Raw genomic sequence first — 14048 nt, 5'->3', positions numbered from 1 at the left:
CGGCAGTGCCGGCCGCTGGCCGGCAACCCACAGATCGGGGGCAATGCCGGCCAGCGGCCGGCACTACCGATACGGGCGTCAGCTCGACAGATGCTCGATCGCCGCCACCTTGCCCAAGCGCTCGCCCAGCATCGTCAGCAGCGCCAGGCGGTTGCCACGCAGTGCCGGATCTTCCGCGTTGACCATCACGCCATCGAAGAACGCATCGACCTGCGGACGCAGGCGCGCCAGGCGTGCCAGCACCGCCACATAATCCTTCTGGTGCAGGCTGGCGCCGGTGTCATCGATGGCGGCGGTCACCGCTTCGGCCAGCGCGCGCTCGGCATCTTCCTGCAGCAGTGCCGCGTCGATCTGCGCCGGAATCTCGCCCTCGGCCTTGCGCAGGATGTTGCGGATGCGCTTGTTGGCCGCGGCCAGCGCCTCTGCCTCCGGCAGCGCGGCGAAGGTGCCGATCGCATCCAGGCGGCGATCGAAGTCGTACAGCGAGGCTGGCTTCAACTCGGCCACCGCATTGAAGTGCGTGGCCGGCACGCCCTTGTCGCCGTAGTAGCCCTTCAGGCGGTCGAGGATGAAGTCGTACAGCTCGCCGACATCGGCCTGCACGTTGCGCGCGGCCAGGCCGGCATTGGCGCTGGCCATCAGCACGCGCAGGTCCAGTTCGAAGCCGCTTTCGATGATCGTGCGGGCCAGGCCCAGCGCGTTGCGGCGCAGCGCGAACGGGTCCTTGTTGCCGGTCGGCTTCAGGCCTGCAGCGAAACCACCGGCCAGCGTATCCACGCGTTCGGCGATGGCCAGCACCTTGCCCAGCGGCGACAGCGCGATGTCGTCACCACCGAAGCGTGGCTGGTAGGCCTCGTCGATGGCCAGCGCCACGTCGGCCGATTCGCCACCGGCCACGGCGTAGTGGCGGCCGGCGATGCCCTGCAATTCCGGGAATTCGTTGACCATGCGCGACTGCAGGTCGTTCTTGGCCAGCTCGGCAGCCCGCTTGGCCTGCGCCGGATCGGCACCGACCTGGGCTGCGATCACTTCGGCCAGTGCGGCCACGCGCGCCACCTTGTCGGCCACGCTGCCCAGCTTGGCCTGGTAGGTCACCGTCTTCAGGCCGTCGCCCATCGACACCAGGCCCTGCTTCAGGTCCTCGTCGAAGAAGAACTTGGCATCGGCGAAGCGCGGCCGGATCACCCGCTCGTAGCCCTTGGCCACTTCGGCCACGTCCTTCGATTCGATGTTGGCGATGCCGATGAACTTCTCGGTCAGCGTGCCGGCGGCATCCAGCACCGGGAAGAACTTCTGGTTGATCTCCATTGTCTCGATCAGCGCTTCCTGCGGCACCGCCAGGAACGCGCGCTCGAAGCTGCACAGCACCGCCGACGGCCATTCGACCAGGTTAACCACCTGCTCCAGGTTGTCTTCGGTGATGCGGGCGCTGCCACCGGCCCCGGCTGCGGCGGCCTCGACCTCGGCGACGATGCGCGCGCGGCGCTCGCTCGGGTCGACCAGCACGAACGCGGCGCGCAGCGCTTCAACGTAGTCCTGCGGCTGCGCCAGCGACACGGCCTGGTCGTGGTGGAAACGATGGCCACGGCTGGCGCGGCCGGCCTGCAGGCCGAACAGTTCGGCCTCGACCACATTGGCGCCGTGCAGCAGCACCAGCCAGTGTGCCGGGCGGGCGAAGCCCCAGGCGTGATCGCCCCAGCGCATCGGCTTGGGAATCGGCATCGCCGCGATCGCCTCGCGCAGGATGTCCGGCAACAGGCTGGCGGTGCTCGCGCCCGGGGTCACCGCGCGGTGCACGAAGCGCTCACCCTTGTTGTCGGTGGTCTTCTCCAGCGCGGTCCAGTCGATCCCGGCCTTGGCGGCGAAGCCCTGCAGGGCCTTGGTCGGCTGGCCTTCGGCGTCCAGCGCGATGTTCAGGTACGGGCCCAGCACTTCGCTGTGCTGTTCCGGCTGTTCCAGGCCGACGCCCGGCAGCAGCACGGCCAGCCGGCGCGGGGTCGACAGCGGGCGGGCATCGCCCAGCTCCAGCGCGACGCCACGCTTGCGCAGGCCTTCGACAACACCGTCGAAGAACGCCTGGGCCAGGCCCGGCAGCGCCTTGACCGGCAGCTCCTCGGTGCCCAGTTCGATCAGCAGGGGGGACAATTGGCTCATCGGTTCGATCCTGTGGTGGGGGCGCAGCGCGCAACGCGTCCGGCGCCCCGGGTAGTTGATGAAAAGCGGGACGGTGCAGGAAGGCGGTCAGGCCTTCTTCGCGCCCGGGAAGCCCAGCTTCTCGCGCTGCTCGTAATACGCCTTGGCCACCGCCTGGGCCAGCGCGCGCACGCGCAGGATGTAGCGCTGGCGCTCGGTCACGCTGATCGCGCGGCGCGCATCGAGCAGGTTGAAGGTATGGCTGGCCTTCATCACCTGCTCGTAGGCCGGCAGCGGCAGGCCCACTTCCACCAGCTTCTGCGCTTCACGCTCGCAGGCATCGAAGCGGTGGAACATTTCGTCCACGTCGGCGTATTCGAAGTTGTAGGTGCTCTGCTCCACCTCGTTCTGGTGGTAGACGTCGCCGTAGGTCACCGGCTGGCCGTCCGGGCCGTAGGTCCAGACCAGGTCATAGACGTTGTCGCAGTTCTGCAGGTACATGCACAGGCGCTCGAGACCGTAGGTGATCTCGCCCAGCACCGGGCGGCACTCCAGGCCACCGGCCTGCTGGAAGTAGGTGAACTGGGTCACTTCCATGCCGTTGAGCCAGACTTCCCAGCCCAGGCCCCACGCGCCCAGCGTCGGCGATTCCCAGTTGTCCTCGACGAAGCGCAGGTCGTGCACCAGCGGATCGATGCCCAGTGCCTTCAGCGAATCCAGGTACAGCTGCTGGATGTTGTCCGGCGCCGGCTTCATCGCCACCTGGTACTGGTAGTAGCGCTGCAGGCGGTTCGGGTTCTCGCCGTAGCGGCCGTCGGTCGGGCGCCGCGACGGCTGCACATAGGCCGCGTTCCAGCTTTCCGGACCGATCGCACGCAGGAAGGTGGCCGGGTGGAAGGTACCGGCGCCCACCTCCAGGTCGAGCGGCTGGATGAGCACGCAGCCCTGCTGGGCCCAGAACTGGTTCAGGGTCTGGATCAGGCCCTGGAAGGTGATCGGAACGGTCGGGGTCGCGGACATGCGTACGAGTCTTGGCCGGCAAGGGGGTGCGCTAGTATAACGGCCGACCTGCGGGGCATTCCGTACCCGGGAGGAGCAGGCAGATGGAACATCGGCTGCCGGTGGGCACGCCCGGCGAGCCAGGCGGCGTCCCGCTGCCGTGGGGCCGCCTGCATTTCGAGCAGGTCGGTGCGGCGCTGCTGGCCGACGGCCTGGTTGCCGAGCACGAGGGCGAGCGCATGCGGTTTTCCGCACAGGGCGCGCGCAATGCCAGTGAAGTGCACCCGCTGGTGCTGCTGTCCAACCTCAAGCTGGCCACCCGCGACGGCGGCGAACTGACCCTGGAACGCCTGACCGAATGGCTGGCCCAACGCACCGGCAGCCGCTACCTGCGCATCGATCCGACCCGGGTCGACGTCGCTGCGGTCACCGCGCTGGTCTCCCACGCCTATGCCCGTCGCCACCGCTTCCTGCCGCTGGCAGTGGATGCCGAACGGGTGCTGGTGGCCACCAGCGAGCCGCTGGTGCAGGAATGGCGCCGCGACCTGCAGCACCTGACCCGCCGCCGCATCGAGCTGGCGGTGGTCAATCCGCTCGACCTGCACCGCTACACCATGGAGTTCTACGGGGTGACCCGTTCGGTGCGTGGCGCGCGCGGCGACGTCCGCGGCGAGGCCAACACCACCCTGCCCAGCTTCGAGCAGCTGGTCGAGCTGGGCCGCACCGGCGACGTCAATGCCGACGACCAGCACATCGTGCACATCGTCGACTGGCTGCTGCAGTACGCCTATGAGCAGCGCGCCTCGGACATCCACCTGGAACCGCGCCGCGAGATGGGACGCATGCGCTTCCGCATCGACGGCGTGCTGCACAAGGTGTTCGAGGTGCCGCCGGCGGTGATGACCGCGGTGGTCAGCCGCATCAAGGTACTCGGCCGAATGGACCTGGCCGAGCGCCGGCGCCCGCAGGACGGCCGCATCAAGACCCGCTCGCCGGGTGGCCGCGAGGTCGAGATGCGCCTGTCGACCATGCCCACCGCGTTCGGCGAGAAGTGCGTGATGCGCATCTTCGACCCCGATGCCGCCTTCAAGAGCATCGACCAGCTCGGTTTCAGCCCGCAGGAGGCCGCTGGCTGGAATGCACTGGTTGAGCGCCCGCACGGCATCGTGCTGGTCACCGGCCCGACCGGCTCGGGCAAGACCACCACCCTGTATTCCACGCTGAAGCGGCTGGCCACGCCGGACGTGAACGTGTGCACGGTGGAGGACCCGATCGAGATGATCGCGCCCGAGTTCAACCAGATGCAGGTGCAGGCCAACATCGACCTGGACTTCGCCAGCGGCGTGCGCACCCTGCTGCGGCAGGATCCGGACATCATCATGATCGGCGAGATCCGCGATCTGGAGACCGCGCAGATGGCGGTGCAGGCGTCGCTGACCGGCCATCTGGTGCTGTCCACCCTGCACACCAACGATGCACCGTCGGCGGTCACCCGCCTGCTCGACCTGGGCGTGCCGCACTACCTGCTGGCCAGCACCCTCAACGGCATCCTCGCCCAGCGCTTGGTGCGCACGCTGTGCCCGCACTGCAAGCAGCCGCACACCCTTGGTGCAGCCGACTGGGCGGTGCTCGCTGATAGCCAGGCTGCATATCCAGATGCCGCCACGCCCTGTCGTCCGGTCGGTTGCCTGGAGTGCCGGCGCACCGGATTCCTCGGCCGCATCGGCCTGTATGAGTTGCTGCCATTGGGCTCGCGGCTGCGCGGGCAGATCCGCGCCGACATGGATCTGGCCGGTTTCACCCGTGCCGCGCGCGCTGAAGGGCTGCGAACCCTGCGCCAGGCCGGGCTTGAAAAGGTGGCGCAGGGGCTGACTACAATCGAGGAAGTCCTGTCAGTGCTGCCGCCCCCGGATGAACCCAGCCCCCTTCCTGATCCTTGAAACCGGCCGCCCGGTACCGTCGCTGCGCCGCTACGGGCGCTTTCCGCACTGGATCCGCGTCGCCGCCGGGCTGGAAGAGCATGAGACGGTGGTGGTCGACGTCGAACACGGTGGCGCCCTGCCCGATCCGCACGGTTTTGCCGGCGTACTGGTGACCGGCTCGGCCGCCTTCGTTACTGACCACGCCGACTGGAGCGAGCGCAGCGCGGCGTGGCTGCGCCAGACCGTCCACGCCGGCCTGCCGGTGTTCGGCATCTGCTACGGCCACCAGCTGCTGGCGCATGCGCTGGGCGGTGAGGTGGCCTACAACCCGGCCGGCCGCGAGTCCGGCACGATCGAGCTGGAGCTGCAGCCACAGGCGGCACAGGATCCGCTGTTCCAGGGCCTGCCGCAGCACTTTGCCGCCCACGCCACCCACCTGCAGACCGTGCTGCGCGCGCCCGACGGTGCCGAGGTGCTGGCACGCTCGCCGCTGGATGGCTGCCACGCGTTCCGCTGGGGGCGCCAGGCGTGGGGCGTGCAGTTCCACCCCGAATTCGCCACCCACCACATGCGCGGCTACGTGCGCGCCCGCGCCGACTGCATCGGCCGCCACGGCGGCTGCGCGCGCAGCATCGAGCGCGCAGTCAGCGCCGCACCGCTGGCCCGCCAGCTGCTGCGCCGCTTCGTCCGACAGGCGCGGCTGTCTTCAGCCCAGCCGGTGGCAAAACAGGGATAATCAGCGGCACGGGCAACCGCCCGTCCCCTCCTGTCCTTCCCGGATGTCCATGAAAGAGATTCGCAAGCTGCCGGCCTCGGCGGGCGCCCAGTGGTTGCTGGATACGTTCTCGCTGTATCGGCGTGCGCCGCTGCAGCTGGCCCGGATCGGCCTGGCCTGGCTGCTGGTGAGCTGGGTGGTCACCCTGTTGTCGACGCTGATTCCCGGCGCCGCCGGCATGGCCGTGCAGCTGATGACCCTGGCCATCTCGCCGATCATGTTCGGCGGCATGCTCTACGCCGTGGGTGAGATCGACGAAGGCCGCCCGGGCCTGTCCTCGCACCTGCTGCAGCCGATCCGCGACCACCGCGTCAGCCACCTGCTGGTGCCGCTGGCGATCCAGGTGCTGGCGGTGCTGCTGCTGGGCGCGTTGCTGTTCATGATGATCGGCCGCGAAGGCTTCACCGCCTTCAGCGACGTCATGACCAAGATGGAAGAGATCAGCCGCAGTGGCCAGCAGATCAAGCCGGACGATGCCGCGGCGCTGGTCGCCAACCTGCCGGCCAAGCGCATCGCGCTGTGGATGCTGCTGGTGTTCCTGAGCGCGGTGGCGCTCTCGCTGGCGATGTTCACCCAGCCGGCGCTGGTGGTGTTCGACAAGCAGAGCGGCATGCACGCGCTGCGCCTGAGCCTGCAGGGCTGCATCGAGAACATCGGCGCGATGATCGTGTTCGCCGTGCTCGGCCTGATCGCTGCGTTCTGCATCTACATCCTGTTCGTGATCGTGATCCAGATCGCGATGCTGATCGGAGGCCCGCTGGCTGCCGCCTTCATCGCCCAGCTGGTGCTGACCACGGTGCTGATGCCGCTGTATGTCGGCGCGGTCTACGCCGCGTGGAAGCAGATGTTCGTGCACCGTGGCAGCCGCGCCGCACCGCCGGTCCCGACCACGCCGACCTCGAGCGACGTGTTCCACGCCTGACCGGCCCCACCGGTAGCGCCGGGCCATGCCCGGCGGTGGCATCACATCGAACCCGGCACGCCGGGCATGGCCCGGCGCTACCGCATCAGGCGGCGGGTTTCTTCACCGCCGACGATGGCACCAGCCAGCGTGCGGCGTGGATGCCCAGCTCGTAGAGCAGGCACATCGGGATCGCCAGCATCAGCTGCGAAACCACGTCCGGCGGGGTCAGCACCGCCGCCAGCACGAAGATGCCGACGATCGCGTAACCACGGCCTTCCTTGAACTGCTGCGGCGTCACCCAGCCCAGCAGGACCAGGATCACCATCGCCACCGGCAGTTCGAAACTGCCACCGAAGGCGAAGAAGATCGCCAGCACGAAATCCAGGTAGGCATTCGCATCCGGGGTGATCGCGATCACGTCCGGGCTGAAGGTGGTCAGGAAATGGAACACCGCCGGCAGCACCAGGAAGTAAGCGAAGGCACAGCCGGTGTAGAACAGCAGTACCGAAGACACCAGCAGCGGCACCGCCAGGCGCTTCTCACGCGCGTACAGCCCCGGGGCGACGAAGGCCCACAGCTGGTACAGCAGCCACGGCACCGCCACGAACAGGGCCACGAAGAAGGTCAGCTTCAATGGCGCGAAGAAGGCTCCGGCCGGATTGGTCGCGATCATCGTCTGCCCGTTGGGCAGCTGCGAGACCAGCGGTTCGGCCAGCGCGTTGTACAGCTTCTGGGTAAATGGCAGCAGCGCCAGCAGCACCACGCCCAGGCCCAGCAGTGCGCGCACCAGGCGGCCGCGCAGCTCCACCAGATGTTCGACCAGCGAGCTTTCGCCGAAATCCTGTTCACTCATGGCTGGCGCTCCGTGCGCTGCGGCGTCGGAGCACCGGCTTCAGGGGGTGTCGCCGGCGTAGGCTCGGGAGCAACGCTCTCCTGTGCCGGCGCATCGGCATCGGGCGCAGCGCTCATATGCGGCGGCAGATCCGCAGGCGCCGGTGCGCGAACCTCCTGCGCCAGCGTATCGCCCTGCTGCTGCGCCTGCTGCGCTTCGCGACGGATCGCTTCACCGCTGGCGCGCAGCTGGTTCTCGGTGTCCTGCATGCCTTGGCGCACGTCCTGCATCTGCCGCTTGATGTCCTCGGCCTGCAGTTCGCGCTCCAGTTCCTGTTTCACCGAATCCCACTGATTGCGGGCACGGCGCACCCACAGGCCGGCGAAGCGGGCCGCCTTGGGCAGGCGCTCGGGACCGAGCACCACCAGGGCGACCACCGCGATCACCAGCAGTTCGCTGAAGCCGATATCGAACACCGCAACCGCTCCGGATCAGCGAGCGTTACGGTCGTGCTCGTCCTGCGCGGTGCGCGAGGCGTCCTGGCTGCGCGACTCATCGCCCAGCTGCGCGTTCGGCTTGTCTTCGTCGCGCATGCCCTTCTTGAATTCCTTGACCGCCGAGCCGAGGTCCTTGGCGCCACTGGTCAGGCGCTTGGTGCCGAACACCAGCAGGACGATGGCCAGCACGACCAACCAATGCCAGATGCTGAAACTGCCCATAAAGACGCTCGTTACGTTAGTGATCAGGCTGTCGAGCATAGCGCACCGGGTGTTAGCCGGCGCGCGTGACGAAAGTCAGTTTCCGCCCAGCGTTTCCGTGCGGATTTCGCCGTCGTTGACCGGCTGGAAGCCCTGCTGCTGCGGCGGCGGGTTCTGCGGCACGTTCTGCAGCGGCGCGGTGGTGGCTTCGGTTGGGGCGGCCGGCGCTGCCTGAACAGGCGCCGGCGCAACCGCCGGGGTCGCCGCCGGACGCGGTGCACTGCCACCGTTGCCGTTGCGGTTGTTGCGGGCGGCGTAGGTGGCCTCTTCCAGACGATCACGGAAGGCGACCACGTCCATCGACGGCGCACCGGCGGCGCGACCTTCGAAGATCATGCGCGGCGTGGTGTTGCTGCCGTAGGCGTCAAGGTTGGCGGCATCGTCGATCTGCAGCACCGCACCATCCAGCGCGACGCCCGCGAACAGCCCACGGGCACGCGACCAGGACCAGATCTCGGCCTTCAGCTGGCCGTCGGTGGCGGCGGCGGCATTGCGGCCGACCGGACCGGCGGCAACGCCGGCATCGGCGCCGAGCGTGAACTTGCCGTTGACCAGATTGTCCAGGCTGCGGTCGTTGCGGAACACCAGCACCACATCCGAAGATTGCACGCCGGCCTGGAAGCCGATGCTGCCACCGGTTAGCTTCACGAACACCGGGTTGGACCATGCGCCATTGGGCATGCGCACCGACATCAGGCCGTGGCCACGACGACCGCCAATAACAAGACCGGCCTTGATCGTGTCGGGAATGACGATGACCGCGCGGCCTTCGTCGAGCAATTTATCCGGAATGCCCTGTTCAGGAATTTCCTGGATTTCAGCCAGCACGCGCACGGCGTTGCGGGCGCGCTGGTCTTCCTGCGGTCCGGCCATGGCCTGGCTGGACAGCAGGCTGGCGGCGATCAGCAGGGCTTGGATCGGGCGACGCATGGCAGGCTCCAGAAGTCAGTCCATAGGAAGATATAGCAAGTGACTGAAATTAGTGGTGTTGCCATGAATCCCCAATGAGCGTTCCCTGCCCGCATTGATGCGCGCTATGCCTGCAATCCGAACCCTGCATCCCGGTGCGGCGCCGGATAGGCGACAATACCGCCCATGCTCGACGCACCCGATACCGCCGTGCTGGCGGTCAACCTAGGCACGCCCGAGACGCCGACGGCCCCCGCCGTACGCCGTTACCTGGCCGAATTCCTGTCCGACCCGCGCGTGGTCGCGATTCCGGCACTGCTCTGGCAGCCGCTGCTGCGCGGGCTGATCCTGCCGCTGCGAAGCGGCCGGTCGGCGGCCAAGTACGCCCAGGTCTGGCTGCCCGACGGCTCACCGCTGATGGTGCATACGCGCCAGCTGGCGCAGGCCATGCAGGCCCTGCTGCCGACCCTGACGGTGCGCCATGCGATGCGTTACGGCGAACCGGCGCTGGCGGGCGAGCTCGACCGTCTGGCCGCCGACGGCGCGCGCCGGATCGTGGTGCTGCCGCTGTACCCGCAGTACTCCACCACCACCACCGCCTCGGTCGAAGACCGGGTCGATGCGTGGCAGCGCCGCAACCCGGGCGTGACCGTGAGCCTGGTGCGCGACTACTCGGTCGATCCCGGCTGGGTCGAGGCCGTAGCCGGATCGATCCGCCGCTACTGGGAACAGCACGGTCGCGGTCAGAAACTGATGTTCTCCTTCCATGGTATCCCGCAGCGCCTGGCCGACGCGGGCGACCCGTATCCGCAGCGCTGCGAGGCCAGTGCGCAGGCCATCGCCAATGCACTGGGCCTGGACAAGGACGACTGGCAGATGGGTTACCAGTCGCGCTTCGGCCGCGAGCGCTGGTTGCAGCCGTATGCCGAGCCCAGCCTGTGGGCGCTGGCCGAATCCGGCGTGAAGCAGATCGACGTGGTCTGCCCCGGATTCGCCACCGACTGCCTGGAGACACTGGAAGAGGTTGCGCTGGGCTTCACCGAAACACTGGCCGAGCGCGGTGCGACGATGCGCTACATCCCCTGCCTCAACGCCGAGCCGGAGCATGCACGCGCCCTGGCACGGCTGGCCGTGTCCTCGCTGGCATGAGCCTGCAACCGTTTGAATTCCAGGTCGGGGGCGCACGCGTCGCCGGCTTGCGCAACCACGGCGACGGCCCGCGCGTGTTGGCCCTGCATGGCTGGCTCGACAACGCCGCCAGCTTCGTGCCGCTGGCGCCGCACCTGTCGCCGTTGCAGCTGGTGGCCATCGACCTGCCCGGGCATGGTCACAGCGCACACCTGCCGGCGGGTGCCAGCTACACCACGGCCGCCGCGATCTGCCACGTACTCGATGTCGCCGACGCGCTGGGCTGGGACCGATTCAGCCTGCTCGGCCATTCAATGGGTGCCGGCATTGCCAGCCTTACCGCCTCGGTCAGCGACCGTGTCGATCGGCTGGTGGCGATCGAAGCACTCGGCGGCCTGCGCGGTCCCGAGGAAGAAACGGCGCATCGCCTGCGCGAGCATGTGAACGCCACGCGGGCGTTGGCACGCAAGCAGCTGCGCGTGTTTCCCGATCTGGCAGCGCCGATCCGCGCGCGGATGATGACCAACCAGCTCAGCGAACCCTGCGCACGGCTGCTGGTCGAGCGCGGCGTGGAACCGGTCGAAGGTGGCTACCGCTGGTGCAGCGACCCGCGCCTGATGCTGCCCACCGCGATCCGCCTCAGCGAAGGCCAGATCGACAACCTGCTGCAGGCCATCGCCTGCCCGACGCAGGTGATCTATGCCACGCCGGCACAGTCCTACTATCCCGAGCCGATGCGCAGCGATCGCCTGCAGCACCTGCGTGATGGACGGCTGGCCGTGTTTCCCGGCAACCACCACCTGCATATGGAAGACCCGGCACGCATCGCCGGGGTGATCCTGCGCTTCTTCAGCAACGACAACGCCGACTGAGTCGCAGCGTCCGCGCACTTCATTCTGCGCAGTTGCGGCCGATACATCGGTTGCGGGCCACTGCGTCCGCAGCACGTGGGCCCGGTCGGGCCTGCGGCGTGTGTCTGGTCCTGCAAGGAAGTCCGCATGCCCGCTCCATTGCTCCGTCACCCACAGGATGTGGTCACGGCGCCCTGTCTGCGCGACGCTGATTGCGTCGCATTCCCCGAATTCCCGGTCCATGCCCTGGCCACGCACTCGTGCGTGCGCCACCGTGTGGCCGTAGCCGTCTGCTGATCCAGGAGTCGTCGATGTCCGCTGCATCCACTCGTCCCCCCGATACCGCCTGCCTGCCGCATCTGCAGCAGCTCGCCCACCGCGCTGACCGCCGATTGCTGATCGGCAGTGCGGCACTGGCGGTGGCCGGCCTGGTGCTGGCCCTGCGGGGTCCGCAGCTGCAGGCCGCCGCGTTGGTGGCCGTCGCCGTGCTGCCAGCCGCGTGGTTCGGCGGACCGCAGGCGGGCCGGGCCGTCGCCCGCAACGGCTTGGCATTGCTGTTGTCGCTGCAGCTGGCCGTGTTGTGCGCGATCGCCGGCCTGTCACCGGCGTTGCCGATTGCCCTGCTGCTGGGCGTGCTGCTGGGCCACCGCGATCGCCTTCCGGTGTGGCTGGCCGGTGGCGTCGGCACGCTCGCGCTGCTGGCACCGCTGCAGGCGGGCGCTGCCGCGTGGCCAACGCTGCTGCAGGCCGGCATGTTCGCGGGCCTGACCTTGTTCCTCGGCCAGGTCGCACTGCGCCTTCGGCAGCAGACCGAGGCCCTTGGCCACGGCCCGCGTCGGCTTGCCGCGCTGGCACGCGACATTGCCACCGGTGCCGATCTTGGTGCACATGCCGACACCAGCGCCTATGCACCGGGTTCACTCGCCCACGCCCTGGCCGACACTGCACGCCACGTGCAGGCCCAGCATGGTCTCGAGGCGGCGGTGCATGCCGAGAATGCGCAGATCCGCCAGGCGCTGGATGCCTCGCGCACCGCGATGATGATCGCCGACAATGATCACGTGATCCGCTATGTGAACCGCTCGGTGGTGGCTCTGCTGCGCAACCAGCAGGCGACACTGCGCCAGGCCTTCCCTGACTTCGATGCCGAACGCCTGGTCGGCAGCAGCATCCATCGCTTCCATGCCAACCCGGACCGCATCCGCGCCATCCTCAATGGCCTGCAGGCCAGTCACAACGGCAAGGTACAGATCGGCCCGGTGCACTTCGCCCAGGTGGTCACCCCGGTGTTCGATGCACAGGGCATGCGCCTCGGCTTCGCCGTGGAATGGCATGACCGTACCCAGGAGCTGGCGCTTGAGAACGCCGTGGCCGGCATCGTCGCTGCTGCCGCTGCCGGCGATCTGGGCCAGCGCCTGCAGGCGACCGAAGGCGCCAGCTTCCTCGATGGCCTGACCGGTGGCATCAACCAGCTGCTCGATACGCTGGGCAGCACCGTCGATGAAGTACGGCAGATGCTTTCGGCGCTGGCCAACGGCGATCTCGATCGGCGCATGCGCGGTGAGTACCACGGTGCCTTCGCCGCGATCCAGCGCGATGCCAACGCCACCGCCGGTCAGCTGGCGCGCATGGTGGGCCGCATCCAGCAGTGCGCAGCCTCGATCAGTACCGCCGCCAGCGAGATCGCTGCAGGCAATGGTGCGCTGTCCGAGCGCAGCGAGCGCCAGGCGGCGCACCTGCAGGAAACCGCAGCCTCGATGGAGGAGCTGACCGCCACCGTGCGCCAGAATGCTGCGCATGCGCGCGAGGCCAGTGAGCTGGCTGCGTCCACGCAGAGCGCCGCCAGTGATGGCAACACCGCGATGCAGCGGGTTGTCGACACCATGCAGGCGATTGAAGGCGCCTCGAAGCGGATCGGCGACATCACCGGCGTGATCGACGGGATCGCCTTCCAGACCAATATCCTCGCGCTCAATGCGGCGGTGGAAGCCGCGCGTGCCGGTGAACAGGGTCGTGGCTTCGCCGTGGTGGCCAGCGAGGTGCGCGTGTTGGCGCAGCGCTCCGCCGCCGCTGCACAGGAAATCAAGAAGCTGATCGATGAGGCAAGCCGGCAGGTGGGCGAAGGTGCCCAGCTGGTGGCCGACGCCGGCAAGCGGATGCAGGGCATTGTCGGCGGCGTGGAGAATGTCAGCCATCTGATGCGTGAGATCTCGGCGGCCTCGCAGGAGCAGTCGACCGGCATCGAGCAGATCAACCAGACCGTGGTGCAGATGGATCAGGCCACGCAGCAGAACGCGGCGCTGGTGGAAGAAGCCACCGCGGCCGCACGCGAGCTGCAGTCGCAGGCGGGGACGCTTACCGAGGCGGTATCGGTGTTCCGCCAGCAGGAACCGCACGAGGTCCCGCGGGCCGCCTGATCCGGGCCTGCAATGCGATCCCGGTCAAGACGGCGCCCGCAGGGCGCCGTTTTTTTGCCTGCTTTTGCGTGATGGGTCAGGAAAAGTCCGCTTCCGGACCTGCCGTGAGGAGCGGCCAGCCCTGCTTGGCGCCGCATCCACACACGGCGTGGATCTACCGGTAATGCCGGCCGCTGGCCGGCAATCGATTGGTAGCGGCCAACCTTGGTTGGCGCAATGCTTCCTCGTGGACGGCATCCACGCATGGCGTGGATCTACCGGGCGATGTAACGCCATCGGGTTGCCGGCCAGCGGTCGGCACTACCCACGTTTCCTGCGCACAAAGAAAAACCCCGCTGCGTCAGCAGCGGGGTTTTGGGTGTAAACCCTGGCGATGACCTACTCTCGCATGGCTTGAGCCACACTACCATCGGCGCAGCT

12 protein-coding genes are annotated in these 14048 nt (G+C 68.2%); 6 read left to right on the top strand and 6 right to left on the bottom strand.

The features are described 5' to 3' along the window. Positions 1-78: 78 nt before the first annotated feature. Entirely contained in the window at positions 79-2154 is a 2076-nt protein-coding gene (glyS, locus tag AC2A1N_RS02130; RefSeq protein ID WP_242893972.1) for a glycine--tRNA ligase subunit beta, read from the bottom strand. A gap of 87 nt (positions 2155-2241) precedes the next feature. Next, the gene (gene glyQ, locus AC2A1N_RS02125; protein ID WP_049412007.1) at positions 2242-3153 is read right to left on the bottom strand and encodes a glycine--tRNA ligase subunit alpha; all 912 of its coding nucleotides are present in this window, start codon (positions 3151-3153) and stop codon (positions 2242-2244) included. 83 nt (positions 3154-3236) lie between these two features. Between glyQ and AC2A1N_RS02120 the strand changes: the two genes are divergently transcribed. The 3 genes from AC2A1N_RS02120 to AC2A1N_RS02110 are packed head-to-tail and all read left to right on the top strand — an operon-like array spanning position 3237 to position 6751. Beyond that, positions 3237-5072 carry a GspE/PulE family protein gene (locus tag AC2A1N_RS02120; protein WP_134968351.1) on the top strand — a complete coding sequence of 612 codons (1836 nt, stop codon included), beginning with the start codon at positions 3237-3239 and terminating at the stop codon, positions 5070-5072. Then, the gene (locus tag AC2A1N_RS02115; RefSeq protein ID WP_242893969.1) at positions 5044-5790 is read left to right on the top strand and encodes a glutamine amidotransferase; all 747 of its coding nucleotides are present in this window, start codon (positions 5044-5046) and stop codon (positions 5788-5790) included. The genes AC2A1N_RS02120 and AC2A1N_RS02115 overlap by 29 nt, the downstream gene beginning before the upstream one ends. A 49-nt stretch (positions 5791-5839) precedes the next feature. After that, complete coding sequence (locus tag AC2A1N_RS02110) at positions 5840-6751, top strand: BPSS1780 family membrane protein (protein WP_061480670.1); 912 nt, start codon at positions 5840-5842, stop codon at positions 6749-6751. Positions 6752-6836: 85 nt separating this feature from the next. On the opposite strand, the gene tatC is transcribed toward AC2A1N_RS02110, so the two are convergent. From tatC to AC2A1N_RS02090, 4 genes are all read right to left on the bottom strand, one after another. After that, positions 6837-7586 (bottom strand): twin-arginine translocase subunit TatC, encoded by a 750-nt coding sequence (tatC, locus tag AC2A1N_RS02105; RefSeq protein ID WP_005420449.1) that lies wholly within the window; start codon positions 7584-7586, stop codon positions 6837-6839. Further along, positions 7583-8041: a Sec-independent protein translocase protein TatB gene (gene tatB / locus AC2A1N_RS02100; RefSeq protein WP_061480671.1), complete on the bottom strand. Its 459-nt coding sequence runs from the start codon at positions 8039-8041 to the stop codon at positions 7583-7585. Before tatB ends, tatC begins: the two co-directional genes overlap by 4 nt. Before the next feature lie 15 nt (positions 8042-8056). Further along, positions 8057-8284, bottom strand: coding sequence for a Sec-independent protein translocase subunit TatA (tatA, locus tag AC2A1N_RS02095; RefSeq protein WP_005420453.1), 228 nt, complete (start codon positions 8282-8284; stop codon positions 8057-8059). A 75-nt stretch (positions 8285-8359) separates the two neighbouring features. Further along, positions 8360-9253 carry a lipid-binding SYLF domain-containing protein gene (locus AC2A1N_RS02090; protein ID WP_061480672.1) on the bottom strand — a complete coding sequence of 298 codons (894 nt, stop codon included), beginning with the start codon at positions 9251-9253 and terminating at the stop codon, positions 8360-8362. Positions 9254-9418: 165 nt separating this feature from the next. Between AC2A1N_RS02090 and hemH the strand changes: the two genes are divergently transcribed. The 3 genes from hemH to AC2A1N_RS02075 all read left to right on the top strand — a co-directional run bounded on the left by hemH (position 9419) and on the right by AC2A1N_RS02075 (position 13628). Then, positions 9419-10381: a ferrochelatase gene (hemH, locus tag AC2A1N_RS02085; protein ID WP_049411985.1), complete on the top strand. Its 963-nt coding sequence runs from the start codon at positions 9419-9421 to the stop codon at positions 10379-10381. Then, a complete protein-coding gene (locus tag AC2A1N_RS02080) occupies positions 10378-11232 on the top strand; it encodes an alpha/beta fold hydrolase (protein WP_242894441.1) in 855 nt (284 codons plus the stop codon). The genes hemH and AC2A1N_RS02080 overlap by 4 nt, the downstream gene beginning before the upstream one ends. 290 nt (positions 11233-11522) lie before the next feature. Next, positions 11523-13628, top strand: coding sequence for a methyl-accepting chemotaxis protein (locus tag AC2A1N_RS02075; protein ID WP_242894443.1), 2106 nt, complete (start codon positions 11523-11525; stop codon positions 13626-13628). Positions 13629-14048: the final 420 nt, after the last annotated feature.

The organism is Stenotrophomonas maltophilia group sp. SKK55 (assembly GCF_057179845.1).
Note: the sequence above shows the minus strand (reverse complement) of the source record. Positions and strands in the feature narration are given on the sequence as shown.

What these genes read in the sequence shown, in the direction of transcription:
- tatA (WP_005420453.1), bottom strand. Translation starts at nt 8,284, where the DNA reads ATGGGCAGTTTCAGCATCTGGCATTGGTTGGTCGTGCTGGCCATCGTC.
- AC2A1N_RS02110 (WP_061480670.1), top strand. Translation starts at nt 5,840, where the DNA reads ATGAAAGAGATTCGCAAGCTGCCGGCCTCGGCGGGCGCCCAGTGGTTG.
- AC2A1N_RS02075 (WP_242894443.1), top strand. Translation starts at nt 11,523, where the DNA reads ATGTCCGCTGCATCCACTCGTCCCCCCGATACCGCCTGCCTGCCGCAT.
- hemH (WP_049411985.1), top strand. Translation starts at nt 9,419, where the DNA reads ATGCTCGACGCACCCGATACCGCCGTGCTGGCGGTCAACCTAGGCACG.
- AC2A1N_RS02080 (WP_242894441.1), top strand. Translation starts at nt 10,378, where the DNA reads ATGAGCCTGCAACCGTTTGAATTCCAGGTCGGGGGCGCACGCGTCGCC.
- AC2A1N_RS02120 (WP_134968351.1), top strand. Translation starts at nt 3,237, where the DNA reads ATGGAACATCGGCTGCCGGTGGGCACGCCCGGCGAGCCAGGCGGCGTC.
- AC2A1N_RS02090 (WP_061480672.1), bottom strand. Translation starts at nt 9,253, where the DNA reads ATGCGTCGCCCGATCCAAGCCCTGCTGATCGCCGCCAGCCTGCTGTCC.
- glyS (WP_242893972.1), bottom strand. Translation starts at nt 2,154, where the DNA reads ATGAGCCAATTGTCCCCCCTGCTGATCGAACTGGGCACCGAGGAGCTG.
- AC2A1N_RS02115 (WP_242893969.1), top strand. Translation starts at nt 5,044, where the DNA reads ATGAACCCAGCCCCCTTCCTGATCCTTGAAACCGGCCGCCCGGTACCG.
- tatC (WP_005420449.1), bottom strand. Translation starts at nt 7,586, where the DNA reads ATGAGTGAACAGGATTTCGGCGAAAGCTCGCTGGTCGAACATCTGGTG.
- glyQ (WP_049412007.1), bottom strand. Translation starts at nt 3,153, where the DNA reads ATGTCCGCGACCCCGACCGTTCCGATCACCTTCCAGGGCCTGATCCAG.